This window comes from Nonomuraea phyllanthi, assembly GCF_006334985.2.
GTDB classification, from domain to species: Bacteria; Actinomycetota; Actinomycetes; order Streptosporangiales; family Streptosporangiaceae; genus Nonomuraea; species Nonomuraea phyllanthi.
Genome location: NZ_VDLX02000010.1, coordinates 132,600 through 155,265, shown reverse-complemented (window position 1 = coordinate 155,265; position 22,666 = coordinate 132,600). Strand labels below are relative to the sequence as shown.

Annotated in this window: 19 protein-coding genes; 10 read left to right on the top strand and 9 right to left on the bottom strand. The window is 72.0% G+C overall.

The genetic code is table 11. From position 1 onward, the window contains the following. Positions 1-3: 3 nt before the first annotated feature. Both FH608_RS26410 and FH608_RS26405 read left to right on the top strand, forming a co-directional pair. A complete protein-coding gene (locus FH608_RS26410; protein ID WP_394367706.1) occupies positions 4-1,131 on the top strand; it encodes a dihydrodipicolinate synthase family protein in 1,128 nt (375 codons plus the stop codon). Further along, positions 1,128-1,973: a sugar phosphate isomerase/epimerase family protein gene (locus tag FH608_RS26405; RefSeq protein WP_139633298.1), complete on the top strand. Its 846-nt coding sequence runs from the start codon at positions 1,128-1,130 to the stop codon at positions 1,971-1,973. The genes FH608_RS26410 and FH608_RS26405 overlap by 4 nt, the downstream gene beginning before the upstream one ends. A 91-nt stretch (positions 1,974-2,064) precedes the next feature. Here the strand turns inward: FH608_RS26405 and FH608_RS26400 are convergent, their stop codons facing one another. From FH608_RS26400 to FH608_RS26370, 7 genes are all read right to left on the bottom strand, one after another. Further along, positions 2,065-2,673 (bottom strand): class I SAM-dependent methyltransferase, encoded by a 609-nt coding sequence (locus tag FH608_RS26400; RefSeq protein WP_139633297.1) that lies wholly within the window; start codon positions 2,671-2,673, stop codon positions 2,065-2,067. Between the two features lie 4 nt (positions 2,674-2,677). Beyond that, positions 2,678-5,263, bottom strand: coding sequence for a PEP/pyruvate-binding domain-containing protein (locus tag FH608_RS26395; protein ID WP_139633296.1), 2,586 nt, complete (start codon positions 5,261-5,263; stop codon positions 2,678-2,680). A gap of 60 nt (positions 5,264-5,323) precedes the next feature. Beyond that, a complete protein-coding gene (locus FH608_RS26390) occupies positions 5,324-6,247 on the bottom strand; it encodes an alkaline phosphatase family protein (protein WP_226899914.1) in 924 nt (307 codons plus the stop codon). Positions 6,248-6,265: 18 nt separating this feature from the next. Next, on the bottom strand, positions 6,266-7,039 hold the full coding sequence (locus FH608_RS26385; protein ID WP_139633294.1) for a sugar phosphate isomerase/epimerase family protein: 774 nt from the start codon (positions 7,037-7,039) through the stop codon (positions 6,266-6,268). After that, entirely contained in the window at positions 7,036-8,028 is a 993-nt protein-coding gene (locus FH608_RS26380) for a LacI family DNA-binding transcriptional regulator (RefSeq protein WP_139633293.1), read from the bottom strand. The genes FH608_RS26385 and FH608_RS26380 overlap by 4 nt, the downstream gene beginning before the upstream one ends. A 261-nt stretch (positions 8,029-8,289) precedes the next feature. Then, positions 8,290-9,441: a hypothetical protein gene (locus FH608_RS26375; RefSeq protein ID WP_139633292.1), complete on the bottom strand. Its 1,152-nt coding sequence runs from the start codon at positions 9,439-9,441 to the stop codon at positions 8,290-8,292. A gap of 240 nt (positions 9,442-9,681) precedes the next feature. Then, the gene (locus FH608_RS26370) at positions 9,682-11,163 is read right to left on the bottom strand and encodes an LCP family protein (protein ID WP_226899913.1); all 1,482 of its coding nucleotides are present in this window, start codon (positions 11,161-11,163) and stop codon (positions 9,682-9,684) included. A 239-nt stretch (positions 11,164-11,402) separates the two neighbouring features. On the opposite strand from FH608_RS26370, the gene FH608_RS26365 reads away from it, so the two are divergent. The 4 genes from FH608_RS26365 (at position 11,403) to FH608_RS26350 (ending at position 15,921) form a co-directional block, all read left to right on the top strand. Next, positions 11,403-12,131, top strand: a complete 729-nt coding sequence (locus FH608_RS26365; protein WP_139633291.1) for a hypothetical protein — start codon at positions 11,403-11,405, stop codon at positions 12,129-12,131. Between the two features lie 60 nt (positions 12,132-12,191). Beyond that, positions 12,192-13,355 carry a thiolase family protein gene (locus FH608_RS26360; RefSeq protein ID WP_394367705.1) on the top strand — a complete coding sequence of 388 codons (1,164 nt, stop codon included), beginning with the start codon at positions 12,192-12,194 and terminating at the stop codon, positions 13,353-13,355. Then, complete coding sequence (locus FH608_RS26355) at positions 13,352-15,451, top strand: 3-hydroxyacyl-CoA dehydrogenase NAD-binding domain-containing protein (protein WP_139633289.1); 2,100 nt, start codon at positions 13,352-13,354, stop codon at positions 15,449-15,451. The genes FH608_RS26360 and FH608_RS26355 overlap by 4 nt, the downstream gene beginning before the upstream one ends. An 86-nt stretch (positions 15,452-15,537) precedes the next feature. Then, entirely contained in the window at positions 15,538-15,921 is a 384-nt protein-coding gene (locus tag FH608_RS26350) for an SSI family serine proteinase inhibitor (RefSeq protein ID WP_139633288.1), read from the top strand. Positions 15,922-15,985: 64 nt separating this feature from the next. On the opposite strand, the gene FH608_RS26345 is transcribed toward FH608_RS26350, so the two are convergent. Beyond that, positions 15,986-17,461, bottom strand: coding sequence for an amino acid permease (locus FH608_RS26345; protein WP_139633287.1), 1,476 nt, complete (start codon positions 17,459-17,461; stop codon positions 15,986-15,988). Between the two features lie 100 nt (positions 17,462-17,561). On the opposite strand from FH608_RS26345, the gene FH608_RS26340 reads away from it, so the two are divergent. Continuing rightward, positions 17,562-18,197, top strand: a complete 636-nt coding sequence (locus FH608_RS26340) for a DedA family protein (RefSeq protein ID WP_139633286.1) — start codon at positions 17,562-17,564, stop codon at positions 18,195-18,197. Here FH608_RS26340 and dxs read toward each other — a convergent pair. Beyond that, positions 18,145-20,025, bottom strand: a complete 1,881-nt coding sequence (dxs, locus tag FH608_RS26335) for a 1-deoxy-D-xylulose-5-phosphate synthase (RefSeq protein WP_139633495.1) — start codon at positions 20,023-20,025, stop codon at positions 18,145-18,147. The genes FH608_RS26340 and dxs overlap by 53 nt on opposite strands. A gap of 177 nt (positions 20,026-20,202) precedes the next feature. On the opposite strand from dxs, the gene FH608_RS26330 reads away from it, so the two are divergent. The 3 genes from FH608_RS26330 to FH608_RS26320 are packed head-to-tail and all read left to right on the top strand — an operon-like array spanning position 20,203 to position 22,656. After that, positions 20,203-21,039 (top strand): neutral zinc metallopeptidase, encoded by an 837-nt coding sequence (locus tag FH608_RS26330; protein WP_226899912.1) that lies wholly within the window; start codon positions 20,203-20,205, stop codon positions 21,037-21,039. A gap of 43 nt (positions 21,040-21,082) precedes the next feature. Then, positions 21,083-21,889, top strand: coding sequence for a neutral zinc metallopeptidase (locus tag FH608_RS26325; protein ID WP_139633285.1), 807 nt, complete (start codon positions 21,083-21,085; stop codon positions 21,887-21,889). A gap of 23 nt (positions 21,890-21,912) precedes the next feature. Continuing rightward, a complete protein-coding gene (locus FH608_RS26320; RefSeq protein ID WP_139633284.1) occupies positions 21,913-22,656 on the top strand; it encodes a neutral zinc metallopeptidase in 744 nt (247 codons plus the stop codon). The last annotated feature ends 10 nt before the right edge of the window (positions 22,657-22,666 follow it).

The following is a 22,666-nucleotide window of genomic DNA, read 5'->3' as shown; positions in this document are numbered from 1 at the left end:
ACGATCGACCTGCCCGGGTTCGGCGCGTACGAGCTGCGCGAGCCCGTCGAGTGGCCGGTGCCGGGCAAGCCGCCCGCGAGCCGCGTCGTGTACGCCGCGGCCCACGTGGTGGCCGACCCGCTGGGCGACAACACGCCCGGCTCCCCCGCCGCCGTCGACTGGGACGCCACCCTGCGCTTCCGCCGCCACCTGTGGTCGCACGGCCTGCGCGTGGCGGACGCCATGGACACCGCGCAGCGCAACATGGGCCTGGACTGGGCGGCCACCAAGGAGCTCATCCGGCTCAGCGCCGCCGAGGCCCGCTCGTACGGCGACCCGGCGACGCTGGTCTCGTGCGGCGCGGGCACCGACCACGCCTCCCAGGCCTCCGACCTGAACACGATCATCGCCGCGTACGCCGAGCAGATCGAGGCCGTCCAGTCGGCCGGCGCCGGGGTGATCGTCATGGCCTCCCGCCAGCTCGCCAGGACGGCGACGGGACCGGGCGACTACCACCAGGTGTACGGCAAGCTGTTCGGCCTGACGGACCGGCCGGTCATCCTGCACTGGCTGGGGGAGATGTTCGACCCGCAGCTGGCCGGCTACTGGGGCTCGCGCGACGTGGCGGCGGCCACGGAGTCGTTCCTGGAGCTGGTGCACGCGCACGCCGCGATGGTGGACGGCGTGAAGGTGTCGCTGCTGGACGAGGAGCACGAGGTACGGCTGCGCGCCGACCTGCCCGAGGGCGTCAAGCTCTACACCGGCGACGACTTCAACTACCCGTCGCTGATCAGGTCGGGCTCGCACGCGCTGCTCGGCATCTTCGACGCCATCGCCCCGGCGGCCGCCGCGGCCCTGCACGCGCTCGACGCCGGCGACCTGGACCGCTATGACGAGATTTTCGCCCCGACCGTGCCGCTGTCGCGGAAGATCTTCGAGGCGCCGACGTACCACTACAAGACCGGCATCGTCTTCCTGGCCTGGCTGAACGGCCACCAGGACGCGTTCGCCATGGTGAACGGCGCCCAGTCGGCCCGCTCGCTGCGGCACCTGTCGGAGGTGTTCCGCCTGGCCGACCAGGCCGGCCTGCTGGCCGACCAGGAGCTGGCCGTGCGCCGCATGAAGGCCCTGCTGGCGGTGAACGGCCGATGAGCCTGTCGCTGAACCAGTGGACGACCCGGCACTGGTCCGTGGCCGAGGCCGTGGACGGGTGCGTACGGCACGGCCTGGAGGCGGTCGGGCTGTGGCGGGAGAAGGTCGCCGAGCAGGGCCTGGCGCAGAGCGTGAAGCTGGTGCGCGAGGCCGGGCTGCGGGTGTCGTCGCTGTGCCGGGGCGGCTTCCTGACCGCCGGCGGCGAGGCGTTCGCGCGGGCCCTGGACGACAACCGCCGGGCCATCGACGAGGCGGCCGAGCTGTCGGCGGCGTGCCTGGTGATGGTGGTGGGCGGCCTGCCGGGCGTGCGGCCCGGCGAGTCCCTGCCCGCGGCCGGGTTCTCGCGTGACGTGTCCGGGGCGCGCGAGCGGGTCGCCGAGGCGCTGGCCGAGCTCGCCCCCTACGCCGGGGAGCGCGGCGTGAAGCTGGCCCTGGAGCCGCTGCACCCGATCTACTGCCCCGACCGCGCGGTGCTGTCGACGCTGGGCCAGGCGCTCGACCTGAGCCTGGCCCATCCGGAGGAGCAGGTCGGCGTGGTGGTCGACACGTTCCACGTGTGGTGGGACCCGCGGGTGTTCGAGGACATCGCGCGGGCCGGCCGGCGGATCGCCTCGTACCAGGTGTGCGACTACCTGCACCCGCTGCCGCAGGACATCCTGCTCGGGCGGGGCATGATGGGCGACGGGGTGATCGACTTCGGGCCGATCACCCGGGCCGTGCTCGACGCGGGCTACGCGGGCGACGTCGAGGTGGAGATCTTCAACGCCGACGTCTGGGCCGCCGACCCCGACGAGGTGGTGGCCACGATGAAGGCCCGCTACGACGAGGTGGTGCTGCCCTGAGCCACCCCGGCCGGCCACGAGGCGGTGCCCGGCCGGACGCGAGGGCGGCGCGCCGAGCCACCCCGGCCGGCCAGGAGGGCGGCGCGCCGAGCTACCTCGGCTTGTCCCACACGAGCAGGTAGCGGCGGAGGAGGAGGCGGCGGAAGCGGCAGCCGGGCAGCAGCCGGCGGGCCGCCCGCCGTATCTCTCCCCAGGGCATGACGGCGTCCATCGCCGGTACGCCGGGACCGCGCTTGCGGCCGTGGCGCAGCTGCATCGCGTGCGAGGCAGCCTGGCCGGCGAGGCGGACCGCCCAGTCGACGAGCGAGCGGTCCTGGCCGAGGCCGATGACCACGAGCCGCCCGCCGGGCGCGAGCAGGCGCGCCAGGGCGTCCGTCGCCTGGCGGAAGTCGGCGTGGTGGAGGACGGCGACGGCGGTGACGAGGTCGTACTTGCCCTCGGAAAGGGTCCCCGCCGGGTCGTCGAGGTAGTCGCACTCCACGAACGTGACGTTGTCCAGGTGGCCGTGCTGCCGCCGGGCCATCGCGACGGCCTCGGCGTTCCGGTCCGCGCCCGTCACGAGCGGCACCCGCGCGGCCAGCCGGCTCGCCAGCAACCCGTCACCGCAGCCGACGTCGAGCGCCCGCTCGCAGCCTTCGGGCACGAGGTCCAGCACGAGCCGCTGGTAGTGGACGTTGTGATTCCAGTACGCTTCGGGCATTTGATCACATTAGCGTTACGGTGCCCGCCGCGCCGTTCACTTCGATCTCCTGGCCCGTGGTGATGCGGTGGGTGGCGTCGGCGACGCCGACGACGGCCGGGATGCCGTACTCCCTGGCCACCACCGCGCCGTGCGACATCGCGCCGCCCATCTCCATCACCAGCCCGCCCGCCGTCAGGAACAGCGGCGTCCAGCCGGGGTCGGTCGAGGGGCAGACCAGGATCTCGCCCGGCTCCAGGTGGGCGCCGATCGGGTCGAGCACCACCCTGGCGACACCCTTGATCGTGCCCGCCGACGCGGGAGTGCCGGTCAGCGCGCCTGCCGCCGAGTCGGCGGAGGCGAGCGCCTCCGGCTCGGTGCCGTCGGACAGCAGCACCCGGGGCACGTGTCTGCGGCGCGACTCCTGCTCGTACGCCGCCCTCCGCTCCGCCACCACCTGCCGCAGGTCGCCGCCGCCCAGGGCGGCCCTGACCTCCTCCATGCCCAGGAAGAACACGTCCGGCGCCGAGCCGAGCACGCCGCTCTCCACGAGGTGCTCCCCCACCTTCAGCATGCTCCGCCGTATCCCGGCGAGGGTCTTGACCACGTAGAACTTGGGCAGCTCGCGCAGCCCCGCGAACTGCCGCGTGCGCCGCAGCCCGAAGCGCACCACCGCGGCCCGCCACCGGCCCCTGCGCCGGGCGGCGGCGGCCACGCGGTCGATGGCCGCGCGCGCCTCCTGCGCCCCCTTGGCGAACAGGGCGGGGGGAGCGAGGTCGGCGGCGCCGTCCATGCGCAAATAGTTGGCCAGCACGCCGAGGATGTGCGCGGGCTCATCGGACCAGCGCGGCACGCCCAGGTCGATCTCCGCGACGCCGCGGTGGCCGTACGTGCGCAGGAACGCGGCGATCTCGCGCTGGGCGACCGGCGGGAGCTCACCGGCGCGGTAGCGGCGCACCAGCTCGGCGACCGGCTGCTCCCTGAACGGCTCCGCCTCGATGCGGGTGGCCAGGTCCCACAGCTCCAGGTCCATCTCCGTGGTGGGGTTGTTGGGCAGGCTGCGCAGGATGTCCTGCATGTCGCTCAGCGGCACGCCGGAGAGCTTGGACGCCAGCGCGAACAGGCCGTAGCCGGCGACCGCCATCGGCATGACCGAGACGATGGTGGCGAACGTGTGGGTGAGCACCCGTTCGGCGTGGTCGATGCGCTGCGCCGGGGTGGCGGAGTCGGGCACCTGGAGGCGCCGGTCGAGCCGGTCGCCGATGCCGGTGGCGTACTCCAGGGCCTTGGCCGGCCTGGTGAGCGCGAGCAGGGCCCGCGAGGGCGCGTGGATGCGGCGGGCGAAGCGCAGCAGCGCGCGCAGCGCCGGCCGGCGCGAGGTCTGGACCAGCGAGAGCCGCGGATCGCCGATCAGCTGCTCGAAGACGGGGACGGCGCGCGCCTCGCCCAGCGTGAGCATGCGCGGCGCCAGGGCGCGGCCGACGCGGCTGCGCACGGCCGTGGTGAGGTCGAACCACAGGCGCTGCCCCGACACGGACAGGAACGGCGCGCCGTCGCGCGGGTCGGCGGGGCCGTAGCCGAACATGCCGGCCGCCCCGCCGCTGATCACCCTGATCGCCGACCGGCCCATCGGGGTGATGGGCCCCATGACGCCCTGGGCGACGTTGACCGAGAAGTACACCCGAAGGCCCGGCCTGGTCCGCTCGGGCAGCGGGTAGAGCGTGGTGATCGGCCTGGCCTGGGTGAGCCAGAGCTCGCCGTGCTCGTCGAGCGCCCATTCGGTGTCCTGGGGGGCGCCGTAGTGATCCTCCACGCGGGCGCCGAGCTCGGCCAGCGCGCGCACCTGGTCGTCGGTCAGGCACAGGCCCTCGTACGGGGTCTCGACGCGTTCCGTGCCGCCGCCGGGCACCGACCGGATGGACAGGCGCTTGTCGCCGGCGTGGCGTTCGAGGATCCGGCCGCCGTCCACGACGAACCGGTCGGGGTTCACCGCGCCGGAGACGACGGCCTCGCCGAGGCCGGGGCTCGCGTCGATGACGGCCTCGCGCCGCCGCCCGGTCACCGGGTTGGCGGTGAACATCACGCCCGCCACCCGCGCGTCCACCATCACCTGCACGACGACCGCGAGCCGCACGGCGGCGTGGTCGATGCCGTTGGCCTCGCGGTAGGCGACCGCGCGGTCGGTCCAGAGCGAGGCCCAGCAGCGGCGTACGGCGTCCACGACGGCCTCGGAGCCGATCACGTTGAGGTAGGTGTCCTGCTGGCCGGCGAAGCTGGCGTACGGCAGGTCCTCGGCGGTGGCCGACGAGCGCACCGCGACCGGCACGTCGCCGCCCAGCTCGGCGCCGAGCTCCGTGTACGACTTGACGATCGCCTCGTGCACGGCGGCCGGCACCGGGGCCTCCAGCAGGTGCCGCCTGGCGCGCTCGGCGAGCCCGTCACCGCTCGGGTCGAGGCCCTGCGCGACCTGGCGGTAGGCCTCCGTGGTGAGCACCCATCCGGGCGGGACGGGCAGGCCGGCCCTGGTCAGCTCGCCCAGGTTCGCGGCCTTGCCGCCCACCTCGGCCAGGCTTCCCGCGTCGATCTCGGAGAAGCGCAGTGCCATGGTCATCGTGTGCTCCCCTGCCGTTCAGCGTCCTGGAACACAGTCTCACGCTTTCCCGGCAGAAATTCAACAGTTGATGAACAAACTGGTGCCGTCCAGGTCCCAGCCGGGGTCGGCCTCGATCCCCAGCAGGTCCAGCGCCGTCGGCGCCACGTCGACCAGGCGGGGCGCGGCGAGCGCGCGGCCGCCCAGGTCCTCCCCCAGCCTGTTCGCGATCACGAACACCGTCCGCTCCTCGTCCGACGTCCCGCCGTGCCCGCCCTCGTCCACGTGCCCGTGGTCGGTCGTGACCAGCACGGTCCACTTCTCGTCCGGGTACGCCGCCCGCCCGCGGACCGCGTCGAGCAGGCGGCCCAGGTAGGCGTCCTGGGCCAGCAGGGCCGCGGTGTACTCGGGGCGGTGCGGGTCGAGGGCGTGGGCCACCTCGTCGGTGTCGCCGAGGTACACGAAGGCGGCGTCGGGTCCTGGCCCGGCCAGGTGCCGCTCGGCGGCCTCGGCGACCTGGGCGTCGGCGGCGGCCCAGCCCATGGCGTACCCGTCGAGGACGAGCCGGTGGTCGATCGCCGGGCCGAACGCGCCGTACTCGTGGAGGGCCGTCCAGGAGAAGAACGCGGCGGTGGCCAGGTCGGGGCGGGCGGCCTTCGCCCGGCTCAAGAAGTCCGGAAATTTCGTGAAATGAGGATTGGTGAAGCTGTTGTCCACGACGCCGTGCTTGTCCGGCCAGACGCCGGTGGCGATCGACGACCAGCCGGGACCCGAGTCGGTCCGGGAGGCGATGACCCGGCCGTCCGGCTCGGGGCTCTTGGGGACGACCTCGCCGGGCGACTCCGTGCGGGGCGTGCCGGGCTCGCCGTAGGGGAGCTTGCTGGTGCCGTACGCGCCGGTCGACATGAGGGCGTCGAGCACGGGCGCGCCCACGGCCTGGAGCCGGTCGAACCGGAGGCCGTCCATGCCGACGACGAGCACCTTGTTCCGCTTAGAAGGGGGCATCCCCCTATCTAAGGGCATCTAAGCCGCGAAACGCCGCACCCAGTCGGCCGCTCCCGGCAGAATCTCCTCGACCGGGGCGACCTGCGGATACCACGTGCGCTCCCACTCCAGCGACACCCATCCGCCGAAACCGGCCCCGCGCAGCAACTCGCCGCACTCCTCCAGCGGCACCGAGCCCTCCCCCATGGGCACCGGCGTGGTGTCGGTGGCCGAGACCGCGTCCTTGACCTGCACGTAGGAGAGGTACGGGCCCAGCGCGGCCAGCGTGGCGGCCGGGGACTCGCCGTGGCGCCAGGGGTGCAGCAGGTCCCAGATCACGCCGGTCGTCGCGGGGCTGCCCGCCTCGGCCAGCAGCGCGGCCACGGCGGCGCCGGTGGCCATCTCGTCGTGCGTCTCGACCAGGACGAGCGTGCCGAGCGCGGCGGCCGTACCGGAGACCGCCTTGAGCCTGCGGGCGCCGACGGCCGGGTCGCCGCCGCGCGGGAACACCCGCACGCCGGGCGCGCCGAGGTCGGCGGCCAGCCTGAGGTCGGCGGCCAGCGCCTCGATGACCGGTTCATCCGGTCCAGGCTCACAAACACCGACATATCCGGCGAGCGCCGAAATTTCCAGACCTGCTCGTTCGACGCGCTCCCGCACCGAGCGCCGGCCCGCGGCGTCGAGCCCGGCGTGCACCCCGGTGTCCGGGTGCAGGCGCAGCTCCAGCCCCTGGCAGCCGCCCCCGGCCGCGATCTCGATCGCCCTGTCGAGCCCGTCGCCGGGCATCCCCAGCGTGCTGACCACCAGCTTCACACCGGCCTCCGTACGCTCTCCCGCAGCACGACCTCGCCGGCCACCTGCTCGACCACGACCGCGTCCTCCTCGCCCAGCGCCAGCTCCAGCGCCCGCGCTCCCATGTCCTTCAGCGGCAGCCGCACGGTCGTCAGGGCGGGGACGTGGTCCCGCAGCGTGACGATGTCGTCGAACCCGGCCACCGAGACGTCCTCCGGCACCCTGACCCCGCGCTCGCGGTAGGCGGCCAGCGCCCCGACCGCCATCACGTCGTTGACCGCGAACACGCAGGTCGCGTCCTTCACCTCCCGCGCGGCGGCATGGCCGCCGTCGCGGTCGAACGGCCCGTGGATCACCTGCGGCGCGGGCAGCCCCATCTCCTCCAGCGCCCCGGCGAAACCGGCGCACCGGTCGGCCGCCGTCACCAGGTGCGGCGGCCCCGCCAGCACGGCGAACCGGGTGTGACCGAGCCCGGCCAGCGCGCGGGCCAGCTCGGCCGCGCCCTCCTTGTTGGCGGGCGCGACGGTGTCGACGCCGAGGAGGTCCTGGCCCACGCAGGCGGCACGGCCGCCGCCCGACTGGTAGCGCGCCAGCTCCTCGCGCAGCCGCCGCGTGACGTCCGGGTCGGCGACGCGCGAGCCCACCAGCAGCACCGCCCGCACGCGCTGGGCGTTGAGCGTGGCGACGTAGGCGATCTCCTGCTCGGGGTCGCGGTGCGTGGTGCCCACCATGACCAGCAGGCCCTCGGTCGCGGCCGCCCGCATCGCGCCGTCGGCCAGCGCCGCGAAGTAGGGGTCGGTCAGGTCGTGGACGACGATGCCGATGACGTTGCTCGCGCCGCGCGCCAGCGTCTGGGCGGCGACGTTGGCGCGGTAGCCCAGCTCGTCGGCGGCCTGCTCGACGCGTGCCCGCAGGGTGGCGCCCACCTGGCGGGTGCTGCCGTTGAGCACCCGCGAGGCGGTCGCGAGCGAGACGCCCGCCTGCCTGGCGACGTCTTCCAGCGTGACCACGAGACCTCCCCGGAAAGCGGTTTCCAAGTCTGCCAGACCGGCGCCCGGATCCGCATCCCCGTGATTCCCGTTCCCCGGAGGAAACGGCTTCTCGCGTCCCGGCCGCGACCGCCGCGACGCTCTGGGGCCCGGGACGCGAGCAAACGTTATCAGGGAAACGATCGCCCGAAGAGCACGATCATCCGACCTCGGGAGACCAGTCACCGGACCCAGGGGGCGAACCGGACGGTATCCGCCGGGGTGGAACTCAGGTGGCCAGGTTCAGGCCCAGGGGAACAGGATGTCCAGCAGGCCCTTGCGCTCCTCCTTCGTCGGAGTCGGCGCGGGCGCCTGGGTCTCCGGCGCCTGGGTCTGCGGCGCCTGCTGTTGTTGCTGCTGCTGGGTCGACCGGGTCTCCGGCTCGCGGGTGCGGTCCGTGCCGCCGCGCTGGCTGATGGTCGGGTCCTCGTCGGTGCCCTGCATCCGGTTCTGCGGGGCGCGGGTGGGCCTGACGCTCGTCTTGGTGGTGGGCTCGCCGGCGCGCGTGTTCGTCGGCCGGGCCGAGGGCTCGCGCGTGGTCCTGGCCTGCCGCGTCGGGGGCGTGACCGGGTTTGCGGCCTCGGTCTCCTCCGGCTCGGAGGTGTCCGAATCGACGGGCTCGGGCGTGTCCTCCTCCTCGTAGGGCGTCTCGTCCTCGGGCAGCGCGGACTCGGACGGGGAGGACACCTCGCCGGCGCTGGCGCACTGGCCTGCCGAGCAGGGGTCGTCGGAGGAGTTGCCGGTGAGCAGGAAGCCGGCGCCCACGCCGACCATGACCACCGCGGCGGCCGCCACCAGCAGTTTCCGCGTACGGCGGCGCACCTCCCCCTCGCCGTCACCGTAGCCGGACCGGCCGCGCGAGCGCCCGTCGTCGGAGTCGTCCGTCCAGCCGGAGCCGAGGAAGCCGCGCTTGGACCGCCCCTCCTCCCGGTCGTCGTCGAAGCCCCCGTCATAGCCGCGGTCCAGCGGGAGGTACGGGCTGTCGTCCTCGTCGCGGTGCGGGCTGCTGGGCTCTCCGAGCACGCCGTGCGGGCCACTGGGCTCGTCGAGCATGTCGTGGGGACCGCTGCGCTCGTCGAGCGCGTCATGCGAGCCGCCGGCCCCGCCCAGCACGTCATGAGCGCCGCTGGCCGGGCCGAGCAGGTCGTGCCCGCCGCTGGGACCGCCGAAATCCTGGGCGACCAGCACGTCATGGGAACCGCCCGAGGCGCCGGAGCCGCTGAGCACGTCGTGCGGGCCGTCGTCCAGCACGTCATGGCCGCCGAGCACGTCACGGCCCTCGATGAGCTGCGGCTCACCGCCCTTGTCAAGGGGAAGGATGTAGGTCTCGTTGCCGACCACCTGGATGGCGGGCTGCTCGTCGGTGTCCTCGGTGCTCCACCGTGGGGAAAGCACGTCACCCGTCATCTCGGGGTTTAACGACCTCCCCTGCCCATCCTCATAAGGCCTGTCGTTCTCGTCGCGCGCCACGATGGAACCTCTCTAGTACGAATTCGACCCGCCCTTTCCTAGCAGACCCGACCACCACTTGTCCGGAAATTTCACATGTTTCCCTAAAATCACGTAGAGTAACATTCGTCACTCTGAGCAAAGGAGTGCTCATCCAGCGACACGAAAAGCGGGGCCGGAAGGGCGTCAGAGGCAGGGGTCGGTGGTCGAGTCGACGACCTTGTCCTTGAGCGAGTCGGGGATCGTGGACACCACCCGCACCCCCGGCCAGTCCGCCCCGATGACGAGCTGGATGATCGGCCCGTCCGGCATCTTGGCGGGAGCGGCCTCGGGCTCGTACGGCTGCGCGTTGAGCGGCCGTACCTTGCCCGCCACCGGCGTCTTCTTCGCCTTGGACAGCCGCGCGGCCACCGCGTCGCCGTAGGCGGGCCCGTCGGCCGCGTCCTTCTTGGCGTACCGGATGGCGGTCTTGGCCGTCGCGGCGACGTTGCCGACGCCCGTGATGACGAACCCCTGGTCGGCCAGCTCGCCGGCCACCTGTCCCGCCTTGCCGCTCTCCCCCGTGCCGTTGAGCACCTGGACGCGTACCTGGTCGTTGGAGACCTTGGGCGCGGCCGGCTTGCCGGCCGCGGCGGTGGGCGTGACCTCGACGTCGGTGCGCACGCGCTCGAAGAAGTCGCGCGCGGCCGGCTGGCTGAACTGCACGCGGTTCTTGTCGGCCGGGTACGGTTCGACGGGCACGGTGATGCCCTTGAGCTCCTTGGCCGTCAGGCCCTTGACGCTGTTGGCGATGTCCAGCATCCGGTCGAGCGTCAGCTCGCTGTCCACGGTGACGGCCGCGGCGGCCGCCTGCAGGAACCCGTTCAGCTTGCCGGGGTCGGTGAGCAGGCCGCCGTCGGTGACCTTCTCCATCACCTTGGTGAGGAAGACCTGCTGGCGCTGGATCCGGCTCAGGTCGCTGCCGTCGCCCAGCGCGTAGCGGGTGCGGACGTAGCCGAGGGCCTGCTCGCCGGTCACCACGTGCCTGCCGGCGCTGAGCACCAGCTTGGACTTGGGGTCGTTGACGGCCTTGGGCAGGCAGATCTCGATGCCGCCGATGGCGTCGATGATGCCCTTGAAGCCGGTGAAGTCGACCTTCACGAAGTGATTGATCTTGATGTTGGTGAGCGACTCGAGGGTCTTGATCGTGCAGTTGATGCCGCCCTCGTTGAAGGCGGAGTTGATCTGGCGCACGCCGGCGGGAACCAGCTGGCCGGCGCGGCTCTTGCACTCGGGGATCTGGACCATCGAGTCACGCGGGAAGCTGATCATGATGGCCTTGTCCCGGTTCGGGGAGATGTGCAGCAACATGATCGTGTCGGTGCGCTCGCCGTCGTTCTGGAGGTAGGGCCCGTACTTCTTGTTGGCGCCGCCGCGCGAGTCGGAGCCGACGAGCAGCACGTTGAGGGCGCCGGTCTCCGGCGGACGGCTGGCGCCGGGGTCGATGGGCTCGCGGTGGATCCCGCTCTCGATGTAGCGGTAGTAGCCGTACGCCCCCAGCGAGACGGCCACCAGCACGAACGTCAGCCCGATGCCGGCCCAGCCCATCACCGAGATCCGTCGGCGGCGCGGCGCGCGGCTCCTGCGCCGGGGCGAGGAGTCCACCGCCTCCCTCGTGCCCTGCCTCACACGCCTCCCTCCGCCCGACCAGAACCAAGAGACCTAACCAAGAGACCTGAACAAGAGAAACGCATTCCTCTCGCGGTGACGCGCAGTGTAGTGAGAAAACCTGTGATTCCAGGAATCTGGCGCGATCCAGGGGGCCGCCGCAATGCACTGGACTGCCACTCTTCCGTGCCGGCGATGGCTCCATCCAAAGCACGCGAATCAGGGGCGCCGCTACGCGCTGTGACGCCATCATGACATTCATGTTGCTGACCGAGATGGCGCCCCCTCCAGGCGCTCAGGAACTGGCCGGGCTGCGGGCCCGCGCCAGGACCGCCCGCCGCCGGGCCTTCGTCGCGCTGTCCGCCTCGCTCGCGCTGCTGACCTCAGCGCAGCTGCTCGCCGACCGGGCGCAGAGCAGGGAGCAGGCGCTGCCGCTGGCCGTGCTGTCGCTGGCGGTGTTCGTGGTGGCGCTGCCCGCGCTGGCCATCACCCAGTACGCGTGGGGCGCCCGTGCCCGGCTCGTCCGCGAGCGGGAGCGCGAGCTGTACGCCGTCGTCCACTCGGGCCGGGCCCGCCCCTTCACCCGGCTGGCGGTGGCCGGCTGCTGGGCGGTGACGCTGCTGCTCGGCTGGACCGCGCCGCGCTTCTTCCGCCAGGCCGCCCTCGACTCCTTCGCCGACGTCCTGAGCTGGATCGCCGAGGCGCTCGCGGTGGTCAGTGTCGCGGTGGGGGTGTCGTTCGCGCTGTGGTGGGCACGTGACGCGGTGGGGATGCTGGCGCGTCGGCTGCGGTCGGGCGGATCACCTGGCGATCCGTGGGACCCCGGCCCGGCCGCGCGCCCGAGGGAGGGCGCGGCGCTCTGGGCGGGCGCGGCCGTCGCGGTCGCGGCCCTGGTCGGAGCCCGCGCCCACCTCTGGGAGCCGGCCACGGGCATCGTTTACGCGTTGCTGACCGCGGCGCTCGTCTGCGGAGTAGTTACTGACGAGTAGCATAGGCACGGAACCCATCCACCAAGGAGGAGCGAACCCGTGCCTTCCTCTCGTGACGTCGTGTTCGTCGACGGCGTGCGCACGCCTTTCGGCCGGTCGGGGCCGAAGGGGCTGTACGCGGAGACCCGCGCGGACGACCTGGTCGTCCGTGTCATCCGCGAGCTCATCAGGCGCAATCCCCAACTGCCCCCTGAGCGCGTGGACGAGGTCGCCATCGCCGCGACCACGCAGATCGGCGACCAGGGACTGACCATCGGCCGGGCGGCGGCGGTGCTGGCCGGGCTGCCGAAGAGCGTGCCCGGCTACGCCATCGACCGCATGTGCGCGGGCGCGATGACCGCGGTCACGACGGTCGCGGGCGGCATCGCGTTCGGCGCGTACGACGTGGCCATCGCGGGCGGCGTCGAGCACATGGGCCGCCACCCGATGGGCGAGGGCGTCGACCCGAACCCGCGCTTCCTGTCGGAGAAGCTGGTCGACCCGAGCGCGCTGGTCATGGGCATGACGGCGGAGAACCTGCACGACCGCCACCCCGAGATCACCAAGCGGCGCGCGGACGCGTACGCGGTGCTGTCGCAGGAGCGGGCCGCCAAGGCGTACGCCGACGGCAAGATCCAGCCCGACCTGGTGCCGACCGCGATCAGGACGGCCGAGAAGGGCTGGGGGCTCGCCGTCGAGGACGAGGCGCCGCGGCCGGGCACCACGATGGAGGGGCTGAGCGGCCTGAAGACGCCGTTCAGGCCCCATGGCAACGTCACGGCGGGCAACTCCTCCGGCATCAACGACGGCGCCACCGGCTGCGTCGTGGCCGCCAGGGAGGTGGCCGAGGAGCTGGGGCTGGGCGCGAAGATGCGGCTCGTCTCCTACGCGTTCGCGGGCGTGGACCCCGAGGTGATGGGCGTGGGGCCGATCCCGTCCACGGAGCGGGCGCTGCGGCTGGCGGGCCTCGGCATCTCCGACATCGGGCTGGTCGAGATCAACGAGGCGTTCGCCGTACAGGTGCTGGCCTTCCTCGACCACTTCGGGATCGCCGACGACGACCCGCGCGTGAACCAGTACGGCGGCGCGATCGCCTACGGCCACCCGCTGGCCTCCTCGGGCGTGCGGCTGATGACGCAGCTGGCGCGGCAGTTCGGCGAGCGCCCCGACGTGCGGTACGGCATCACCACCATGTGCGTCGGCATGGGCATGGGCGGCACTGTGATCTGGGAGAACCTGGCATGAGCGACATCGAGACCTGGCGGTCGCTGCTGGCCGAGCGCGCCACCGACGAGGTGGTCACCAAGGCGCTGGTGCGCGACGTGCAACTGCCCTACGGCGCGGGCACGATGGCGCTGATCACCCTGGACAACGGCTTCGACCACACCAAGCCCAACACGTTCGGCCCGCACGGCCTGTTCGCGCTCAACGGCGCGCTGGCGGAGATCGCCGAGCGCACCGACCTGGCCGCGGTGGGCGTGACGGGCAAGCCGTTCATCTTCGCCGTCGGCGCCGACCTCAAGGGCGCTGCCGCGCTGACCACGCGCGAGGAGGCCCTCGCCATCGGCGCGCTCGGCCACCACGTCTTCCGCAGGCTGGGCGAGCTGCCGATCCCGTCGTTCGCGTTCGTGAACGGCGCCGCGATGGGCGGCGGGCTGGAGGTGGCGCTGCACTGCTCGTACCGGACGATCTCCTCCGGCGTGCCCGCCGTGGCGCTGCCGGAGTGCTCCCTCGGCCTGGTGCCGGGCTGGGGCGGCACGCAGCTGCTCCCCCGCCTCATCGGCCCGGCGGCCGCGATCAGGCTGATCGTCGAGAACCCGCTGGCCCAGAACCGCATGATCAAGGGCAGGGAGGCGTACGAGCTGGGCGTCGCGGACGCGATGTTCGAGCCGGCCGACTTCCTGGAGGAGTCGCTGCGCTGGGCCGCCCGCGTGGTCAACGGCGAGGTGCCAGTGGAGCGGCCCGTCGAGCGGCCGGCGCGCGACGAGGACTGGGACAAGGCGGTCGGCGACGCGCGGTTCCTGGTGGACATGAAGCTGCGCGGCGCCGCGCCCGCCCCCTACCGCGCGCTCGACCTGATCGCCCTGGCCCGCACGGCCTCCCGTGACGAGGGCTTCGCCGCCGAGGACGAGGCGCTGGCCGACCTGCTGACGGGCGACGAGCTGCGGGCCGGGCTCTACGCGTTCGACCTGGTGCAGCGCCGCGCCAAGCGGCCGGCGGGCGCGCCGGACGCCTCGCTGGCCCGCAAGGTCACCAAGGTCGGCGTGGTGGGCGCCGGGCTGATGGCCTCGCAGATGGCGCTGCTGTTCGCCCGCCGCCTGGAGGTGCCGGTCGTGCTGACCGACCTCGACCAGGCCAGGCTCGACAAGGGCGTCGGGTACGTGCACGCCGAGGTCGACAAGCTGCTGGGCAAGGGCCGCGTCTCGCCCGACCAGGCCAACCGGCTCAAGGGGCTCGTCACCGGGTCGCTGACCAAGGACGCCTTCGCCGACGCCGACTTCGTGATCGAGGCCGTGTTCGAGGACCTGGCGGTCAAGAAGCAGGTGTTCGCCGAGGTGGAGGCCGTGGTCCCGGCCGAGTGCGTGCTGGCCACGAACACCTCCTCGCTGTCGGTGACCGAGATGGGCGCGGAGCTGCGGCATCCCGGGCGGCTGGTCGGGTTCCACTTCTTCAACCCGGTCGCCGTCATGCCGCTGCTGGAGATCGTCCGCGGCGCCGCGACGGACGACGCCACGCTCGCCACGGCGTTCGCCGTGGGCAAGGCGCTGAAGAAGTCGTCGGTGCTGGTCAAGGACGCCCCCGCGTTCGTGGTCAACCGCCTGCTGACCTGTTTCATGGGTGAGGTCGTGGCGGCCGTGGACGAGGGCACCCCGCTGGAGGTGGCCGAGCACGCGCTGGACGGGCTCGGGCTGCCCATGACGCCGTTCGCGCTGCTGCAGCTCGTCGGCCCGGCCGTGGGCCTGCACGTGGCCGAGACGCTGCACGACGCCTTCCCCGACCGGTTCGGGGTCTCGGAGAACATGGCCAAGCTGGTCGCCACCGGCAAGCCGGGCGTCTACCGTCCCGACTTCACGCTCGACCCCGAGGCGGTCGCCGTCTTCTCCGGCGGCTCCGCGCCGTCCACCGCCGAGCAGGTACGCGAGCGCGTCCTGGCCGCACTGGCCAGGGAGATCCGCATCATGCTGGACGACGGCGTGGTCGCCGCGCCGCAGGACATCGACCTGTGCATGATCCTCGGCGCCGGCTGGCCGTTCCATCTGGGCGGAATCACCCCGTACCTGGACAGGACCGGCGTCGCCTCGCCGCGGTTCCTCGCGCCGGGCGTCGCCTCGATGCCCTGATCTCCGGAAGGCCCCGGCGGGTCTCCTTAACCCGCATCCGGCTCCGTCGTAGCGTTCGGTAGCGTTCCTACGAACGGAGGGTAACCATGATGCGAGCACTCGGCGCCGCCACGCTCTGCGGCGTCCTCGTGCTGGGCGCGTCCTCGCCCGCGGTGGCGGCGGCGCGCCCGAAGGCGCAGCTCAAGATCATCGATTCGGTCAAGGGCGGCTCGACGAGCACGGCCTGGCTGAACTGCGCGCCCGCCGGGGGCACTCATCCGAACGCGCGCGCGGCCTGCCGGCTGCTGGCGGGGGTCCATGGGTATCCCGAGCGGCTCAACCTCGACCCCGACGCGGTCTGCACGAAGGAACTGCGGCCACACGCCGTGGCCGTGGTGGGCCGCTGGTACGGCAGGACCGTGCGCTGGGGCAAGGTCTTCGGCAACGACTGCCTGGTCAAGGCGGCCACGGGAGCACTCTTCTCGCTGTGACCGGGCGGGCGGGCGCGGGCACCACACCGGGCGCCGCACCGGCGCGGTGCCCGCGCCCGCCCGCTCAGCCGTCGCTCCCGGCCCGGGCGGCGGCCGCGGTCCTGCTGTGGCGGTAGCCGTACGTGAAGTAGACGACGACGCCGATGATCATCCAGACCACGAACCTCAGCCACGTCTGCACCGGCAGGTTGAGCATGAGGTAGAGGCAGGCCAGCACGGACGCGATCGGCAGCACCGGCACCAGCGGCGCCCGGAAGGCCCGCGGCAGGTCCGGCCTGGTGCGCCGCAGCACCATCACCCCGATCGAGACCACCACGAACGCGAAGAGCGTGCCGATGTTCACCAGCTCGGCCAGCTCGCCGAACGACACGAACCCGGCCAGCGCCATCGTGACCACCCCGATGGTGATCGTGAGCCGGGCCGGCGTGCCGAAGCGCGGGTCGACCTTCGCCATCGGCCGCGGCAGCAGCCCGTCGCGGCACATCGCGAACAGCACCCGGGTCTGGCCGAGCAGCAGCACGAGCACCACCGTGGTCAGCCCGGCGATGGCGCCGATGCTGATGATGGTGGCCAGCCAGTTCTGGCCGACCGAGACGAACGCGTCCGACAGCGGCGCCGACGTGCTGAGCTGGTCATAGCGCTGCATGCCGACCACCACGAGCGAGACGGCGACGTACAGGGCCGTGCAGATGGCCAGGGAGCCGAGGATGCCGCGCGGCACGTCACGCTGCGGCTCGATGGTCTCCTCCGCGGCGGTGGCCACGATGTCGAAGCCGATGAAGGCGAAGAACACGATCGCCGCGGCGGAGAAGACGCCCAGCACGCCGAACGCGACCGGCGTGACGCCGAACACGACCTGGATGAGCGGCGCCTTCAGCCCCTCGACCCGCGCCGTGGACACCGCCTCGGGGATGAACGGCGTGTAGTTGGCGGCCTTGACGAAGAAGAGCCCGGCCACGATCACCAGCAGCACCACGGCGATCTTGGTGATCACGAGGACGAGGTTGACCCGCGAGGACACCTTGATCCCGGTGACCAGGACCGTGGTGAGGATGAGCACGATGAGGACGGCGGGCACGTTCACCACCGGGTCGTCGCCCGCGATGGAGGCCGGCAGGTGGATGCCGACGGACGACAGCAGCGAGGCGAAGTAGCCCGACCAGCCGACCGCCACCACGGCCGCGGCCAGCGCCAGCTCCAGGGTCAGGTCCCAGCCGATCACCCACGCGGGGAACTCGCCGAGGGTGGCGAAGGAGAAGGTGTAGGCCGACCCGGCGACGGGGATCGTGGAGGCGAACTCGGCGTAGCACAGGGCCGCGAGCCCGCAGACGACGCCCGCCACCACGAACGAGACCGCCACCGCGGGCCCCGCCACCTCCTTGGCCACCTGGCCCGTGAGGACGAAGATCCCGGTGCCGACGATCACGCCGATGCCGAAGACGGTCAGGTCGGTGGCGGTCAGGCGCTTGCGCAGCTGGTGCTCGGGGGCTTCGGTGTCGCGGATGGACTGCTCGACACTCTTGGTGCGAAAGATCTCCACGCCCGTGATCCTTCCCATACCCTAAGTGATCATGCGCTTACCGGTCGGGACCAGGGATGATCCCGGTGGAGCGGCCTGAGCTGGGTAGCAGGCAGGGACCATGTTCGATACCGCGCTCGACGCCCTCGCCGGGCAGGACCTCTCCGTGGTGGCCGGACTGCTGATGGTCTTCCTGACGCTGGACGCCTCGGTGGGGATCGGCCTGGTCGTGCCGGGCGACGGCGTGCTGCTCGTCGCGGGCGCCACCGCGCGGAGCGCGGGAGAGGTGCTGGCGCTGATCGGCACGGGCGTGCTGGCCTGCTTCGCGGGCGCCTCCGGCGGCCACTTCCTCGGCCGCCGCTACGGCGCCCGGCTGCGGCACAGCAGGCTGGGGCGGCGGGTCGGCGAGGAGCGCTGGGAACGGGCGGAGCGGTTGTTCGAGCGGAGCGGGTGGGCGCTGGCGCTGGCGTACTTCCTGCCGGTGCTGCACGCGCTGACACCGGCCGTGGCGGGCACGGTCGGGATGCCGTACGGCCACTTCATGAGGTGGGCGATGCTTGGCAGCACCGCCTGGGTGAGCGCCTACGTGACCCTGGGCGCGGTCGCGGGCCACGTGGCGCGGCGGCACGCGGAGTGGCTGCCCCCGGTGGCGGTCGCGGCGGTGATCGCCGTGCTGGCGATCACCGCCGTGGTCCGCAAGGTGCTCAACGGCGGGCGGGCTCCTCGTGGGAGGTCCGCTTGGCGACGGCCTCGGTGACCTGGCGGGCGAGGTCCTGGGCGGTCAGGCCGATCCGGCTGAGGATGGCCGCCCGCTTGGCATGGTCGAGGAACTCCTGCGGGATGCCGTAGGTGCGCACGGGCACGTCGACGTCGGCGTCGCGCAGCAGTCGGGCCACCGCGTCGCCCACGGCGCCCACGCGGCCGTTGTCCTCGACGACGGCGACCAGCTTGTGGGCGCTCGCGGCCAGCACCAGCGCCTCGTCGAGCGGCTTGACCCAGCGGGGGTCGACCACGGTGGCCGCGATGCCCTGGGCGTCGAGCAGCACAGCCGCGTCCATGCAGACCTGGGCCATCGGGCCGACGCCGACCAGCAGCACGTCGGGCTCGCCCGCGGGGGCGCGCAGAAGGTCCATCTCGCCCAGCCTGCCCACCGCCTCCAGCGGCTCGGCGACCGGGCCCTTGGGGAAGCGCAGCACCGTGGGACCCTCGGTGACGTCGACGGCCTCGCGCAGCAGCTCGGTCACCCGGTCGCCGTCGCGCGGCACCGCGATGCGCAGGCCGGGGACCACCTGGAGGATGGACAGGTCCCACATGCCGTTGTGGCTGGCGCCGTCGTCGCCCGTGACGCCCGCCCGGTCGAGCACCACGGTGACGGGCAGCCGGTGCAGGGCGACGTCCATGAGGAGCTGGTCGAAGGCGCGGTTGAGGAATGTGGCGTAGACGGCCACCACCGGGTGCATGCCGCCGAGCGCCAGCCCGGCGGCGCTGGTCAGCGCGTGCTGCTCGGCGATGCCGACGTCGTAGATGCGCTCGGGGAACGCCTCGGAGAAGGCGTTGAGGCCCGTCGGGTGCAGCATGGCCGCGGTGATCGCCACGAGGTCGTCGCGCTCCTTGCCGAGCCGGACCAGCTCCTCGCCGAACACGTCGGTCCAGATGCGCGGCTTGGGCTTGCCCACGCCCGTGGCGCGGTCGAAGGCGCCGGTCTGGTGGAACTGGTCCTCGTCGTGGTTCTCGGCGGGGGTGTAGCCGCGGCCCTTCTGGGTGAGCGCGTGGACGATGACGGGGCCGCGGAAGTCGCGGGCCTTGCGCAGCGCCGCCTCCATGGCCTGCTCGTCGTGGCCGTCGATGGGGCCGACGTATTTCAGCCCGAGGTCCTCGAACATGGCCTGCGGCGCCAGGACGTCCTTGACGCCCTTCTTGAAGCCGTGCAGGGCGTCGTAGAGGACGGGAACGTTCCCCAGCTTGTCCTTGACGTATTCGAGCATGTCCTCGTAGCGGCGGTTGACGCGCAGCGAGGACAGGTGGGAGGCCAGGCCGCCGATCGTGGGTGAGTAGGAGCGGCCGTTGTCGTTGACGACCATGACGACCGGCAGGTCCTTGGCGGCGGCGATGTTGTTGAGCGCCTCCCAGGCCATGCCGCCGGTCAGCGCGCCGTCGCCGATCACCGCCACGACCGTGCGGTCGCGCTCGCCGCGCACCTTGAACGCCTTGGCCAGGCCGTCGGCGTAGGACAGCGCGGTCGAGGCGTGGGAGTTCTCGACGAAGTCGTGCTCGGACTCGGCCTGGCTCGGATAGCCCGACAGGCCGCCCTCCTGCTTGAGCGCCTCGAAGCCGGCGAGCCTGCCGGTCAGCAGTTTGTGCACGTACGACTGGTGCCCGGTGTCCCAGATGACGGGGTCGTCCGGGGAGTCGAAGACGCGGTGCACCGCGATGGTGAGCTCGACGACACCCAGGTTGGGCCCCAGATGCCCGCCGAACCTCGCGCACGAGTCGACGAGCAGATCACGGATCTCCCCCGCCAGCCGCGGCAACTCCTCGACAGCCAGCCGTTTGACGTCGTGCGGTCCCTTGATCGAGCCCAGCAACCCGCTCACGGATCCGACTCCCCTCTGCTTTTGTACGCCGACGGTCCGAGTCTAGTTCGCTGCTGCCTCATTGACTCCATCGAGTCAAATCCCCCCACATATGTCCGATCTTGACCTACTCTTTCGATACCTATGAACTCCGTCCCCAAAAGTAAACTCCTGGCGCTTGTGGCGGGCATGCTGGCTCTTGCCCTGGCAGCGGCCGGTTTGGTCATCGTGCTGGCCGACATGGCCACCACCTCGACGGCGCCGGGGAACGAGGCCCAGCAGCAGGCGTCCCCGCCCGCCAGGGCCTCCGGCAAGGGGGCGCCCGTGCCCGGCAAGTCACTGGCGACGGCGAACCCGCTCTACCGGACCGGTCGCCTGGCCGACGTGAACTGCGCGCCGGGCGCGCTGCCCGCCGGGAGCATGAGCGCGTACCGGCGGTTCCTCATCCGCGTGACCACCTGCCTCAACAAGGCGTGGGGCGCCCAGTTCCGCAAGGCCGGGATGCCCTTCAGCAAACCGCGGCTGCGCATCATCACCCGCAAGGTCAAGACGCCGTGCGGCTCGTGGAACGCCGGCGCCGACGCGGTCTACTGCTCCACCGACCGCACGATGTACCTGATGATCAGCAAGGACCAGGTGCGCAACCCGTTCCCGCTGGGCATCACCCGCCTGGTCGCCCACGAGTACGGCCACCACATCCAGCAGATCTCCGGCATCTGGGACTACTACTGGCTGGTCAGGTCCATGGCGGGCAAGGCCAGGCGCCTGCAGCTGTCCCGCAACTCCGAGCTACAGGCCGAGTGCTTCTCGGCGGTCTTCATGAGCACGATGAGGGGGACGGAGCTGGTCACCGAGGAGGACTGGGCGTACACCGTCGACTGGTTCAAGAAGAACGGCGCCAAGGGCTGGCCCCAGAACGACCACGGCAGGGGGCCCACGCAGGCGGCCTGGATGAAGCGCGGCTTCAACCGCGGCACCCCGGGCGCGTGCAACACCTGGTCCGTCTCACCGCGGAAGACACTTTGATCGTCCTTTACCTGGGGTCCCCGCTTCACTAGGGTGCCGTCTCATGCGTATCCCCCGATCGGCGCTCGTGGCAGGCGCCCTGGCGAGCCTGCTCCTGGGCGGCACGGCGCACGCGGCCGCCGCGCCCGCGTACAAGCCCGTCCTGACGAAGAACCCGCTCTACAAGACGGGCAAGCTGGGCTTCGACACCTGTGAGGAGCCGGCGGTGCGGTCCGGGAGCGTGGAGGAGGTCAAGGGCTATCTGGACGTGGTCCTCGACTGCCTCAACGCCGCCTGGGAACCCAGGATCAAGCAGGCGGGCCACACGTTCAGCAAGCCCGGACTGCAGGTGATCACCAAGCCCGGCGCGAAGACCGGGTGCGGCAAGTTCCCGGCGGGTGTGCAGGCGCTCTACTGCACGGCCAACAACAAGATCACCTATTGGGTGAGCCCGCGACTCGTCGAGGAGCCCACCGACCTGATCCTGATGCTGGTCCTGGCTCACGAGTACGGCCACCACGTCCAGCACCTCACCGGCATGTTCGACGCCCTGACGGAGTACAACGGCAAGAACGAGGCCCGGGTGCTCGACGAGGCCCGGCGGTTCGAGTTGCAGGCGGAGTGCCTGTCGGGCGTGTTCACCGGCAGCGTCTGGCACTCCCTGGGCCGCAAGGAGACCGAGTTCGCCTACTACGTCAAGAACAGCGGCACCGGCCTCGACCTGTCCGCCATCGGCGTGGAGGTGGAGGGCTGGGCCGAGAAGTCCCATGGAAAGGCCGCGAACATCGGGCGCTGGCTCAAGCGCGGCTACGACACCGAGTCGGCGGGCGGCTGCAACACCTGGAAGGCGCCGAAGTCCCAGGTGTCCTAGAAACTCCTCTATGATCCGCGATCATGCGCATCTCCCTCCTGGCGGGCATGGTCGCGGGTCTGGTCCTCCTCGCCGGACCGGCCCAGGCGGCGTCGCGCATCGCCCAGCCCGGCCTGTCGGGGGCGATGAGCGGTGACGTGGCCCCCGTGAAGTGCGCGATCCCGCGCATCCGCCAGGGAAGCGTCGCCTCGCTCACCTCCTTCCACCGCGCCATGGCCGCGTGCGCCGACCGGTTCTGGGCCGGCCAGTTCGCCGCCGCCGGCCTGGCGTACAGCTCGCCCGAGGTCACGATCACGGCCGGGGACGACTCCGTCTGCGGGAAGATCACCGGCAACGGCGCGCAGTACTGCCCCGAGCGGCACACGATCGCCATCCGCATCATGAAGGAGGACCTGCGCGACCCGTTCAGGATGAACATCGCGCACTCGGTCGCCCATGAGTGGGGGCACCACTTGCAGCAGCTCATCGGCGTGCTGGACGTGCAGAGCGCCCTGTACCGGCCGGCCTCGGAGAGCGCGCGGGCGCTGCTGAGCCACCGGCTGGAGATGCAGGCCGAATGCTTCGCCGGAGTCTTCTACAGCGCCACCCTGGAGTCGATCAAACCCGGGATCGCGTGGGACGACTGGCTCGACGCCGTACGCAGGGCGGACGAGAGCGACATCCACGGCAAGCCGCGCAACCTGGCGTTATGGCAGGACCGCGGCTACCGGGGCGGCGCCACCGGGTTCTGCAACACCTGGACGGCCACCCGGTCCAAGGTGTCGTGAGAGCCGGTCG

Coding starts and splice junctions, on each gene's coding strand:
- FH608_RS26350 (WP_139633288.1), top strand. CDS start 15,538: ATGATGCGAGCACTCGGCGCCGCCACGCTCTGCGGCGTCCTCGTGCTG.
- FH608_RS26340 (WP_139633286.1), top strand. CDS start 17,562: ATGTTCGATACCGCGCTCGACGCCCTCGCCGGGCAGGACCTCTCCGTG.
- FH608_RS26330 (WP_226899912.1), top strand. CDS start 20,203: ATGCTGGCTCTTGCCCTGGCAGCGGCCGGTTTGGTCATCGTGCTGGCC.
- FH608_RS26325 (WP_139633285.1), top strand. CDS start 21,083: ATGCGTATCCCCCGATCGGCGCTCGTGGCAGGCGCCCTGGCGAGCCTG.
- FH608_RS26390 (WP_226899914.1), bottom strand. CDS start 6,247: ATGCCCCCTTCTAAGCGGAACAAGGTGCTCGTCGTCGGCATGGACGGC.
- FH608_RS26395 (WP_139633296.1), bottom strand. CDS start 5,263: ATGACCATGGCACTGCGCTTCTCCGAGATCGACGCGGGAAGCCTGGCC.
- FH608_RS26405 (WP_139633298.1), top strand. CDS start 1,128: ATGAGCCTGTCGCTGAACCAGTGGACGACCCGGCACTGGTCCGTGGCC.
- FH608_RS26355 (WP_139633289.1), top strand. CDS start 13,352: ATGAGCGACATCGAGACCTGGCGGTCGCTGCTGGCCGAGCGCGCCACC.
- FH608_RS26320 (WP_139633284.1), top strand. CDS start 21,913: ATGCGCATCTCCCTCCTGGCGGGCATGGTCGCGGGTCTGGTCCTCCTC.
- FH608_RS26365 (WP_139633291.1), top strand. CDS start 11,403: ATGTTGCTGACCGAGATGGCGCCCCCTCCAGGCGCTCAGGAACTGGCC.
- FH608_RS26400 (WP_139633297.1), bottom strand. CDS start 2,673: ATGCCCGAAGCGTACTGGAATCACAACGTCCACTACCAGCGGCTCGTG.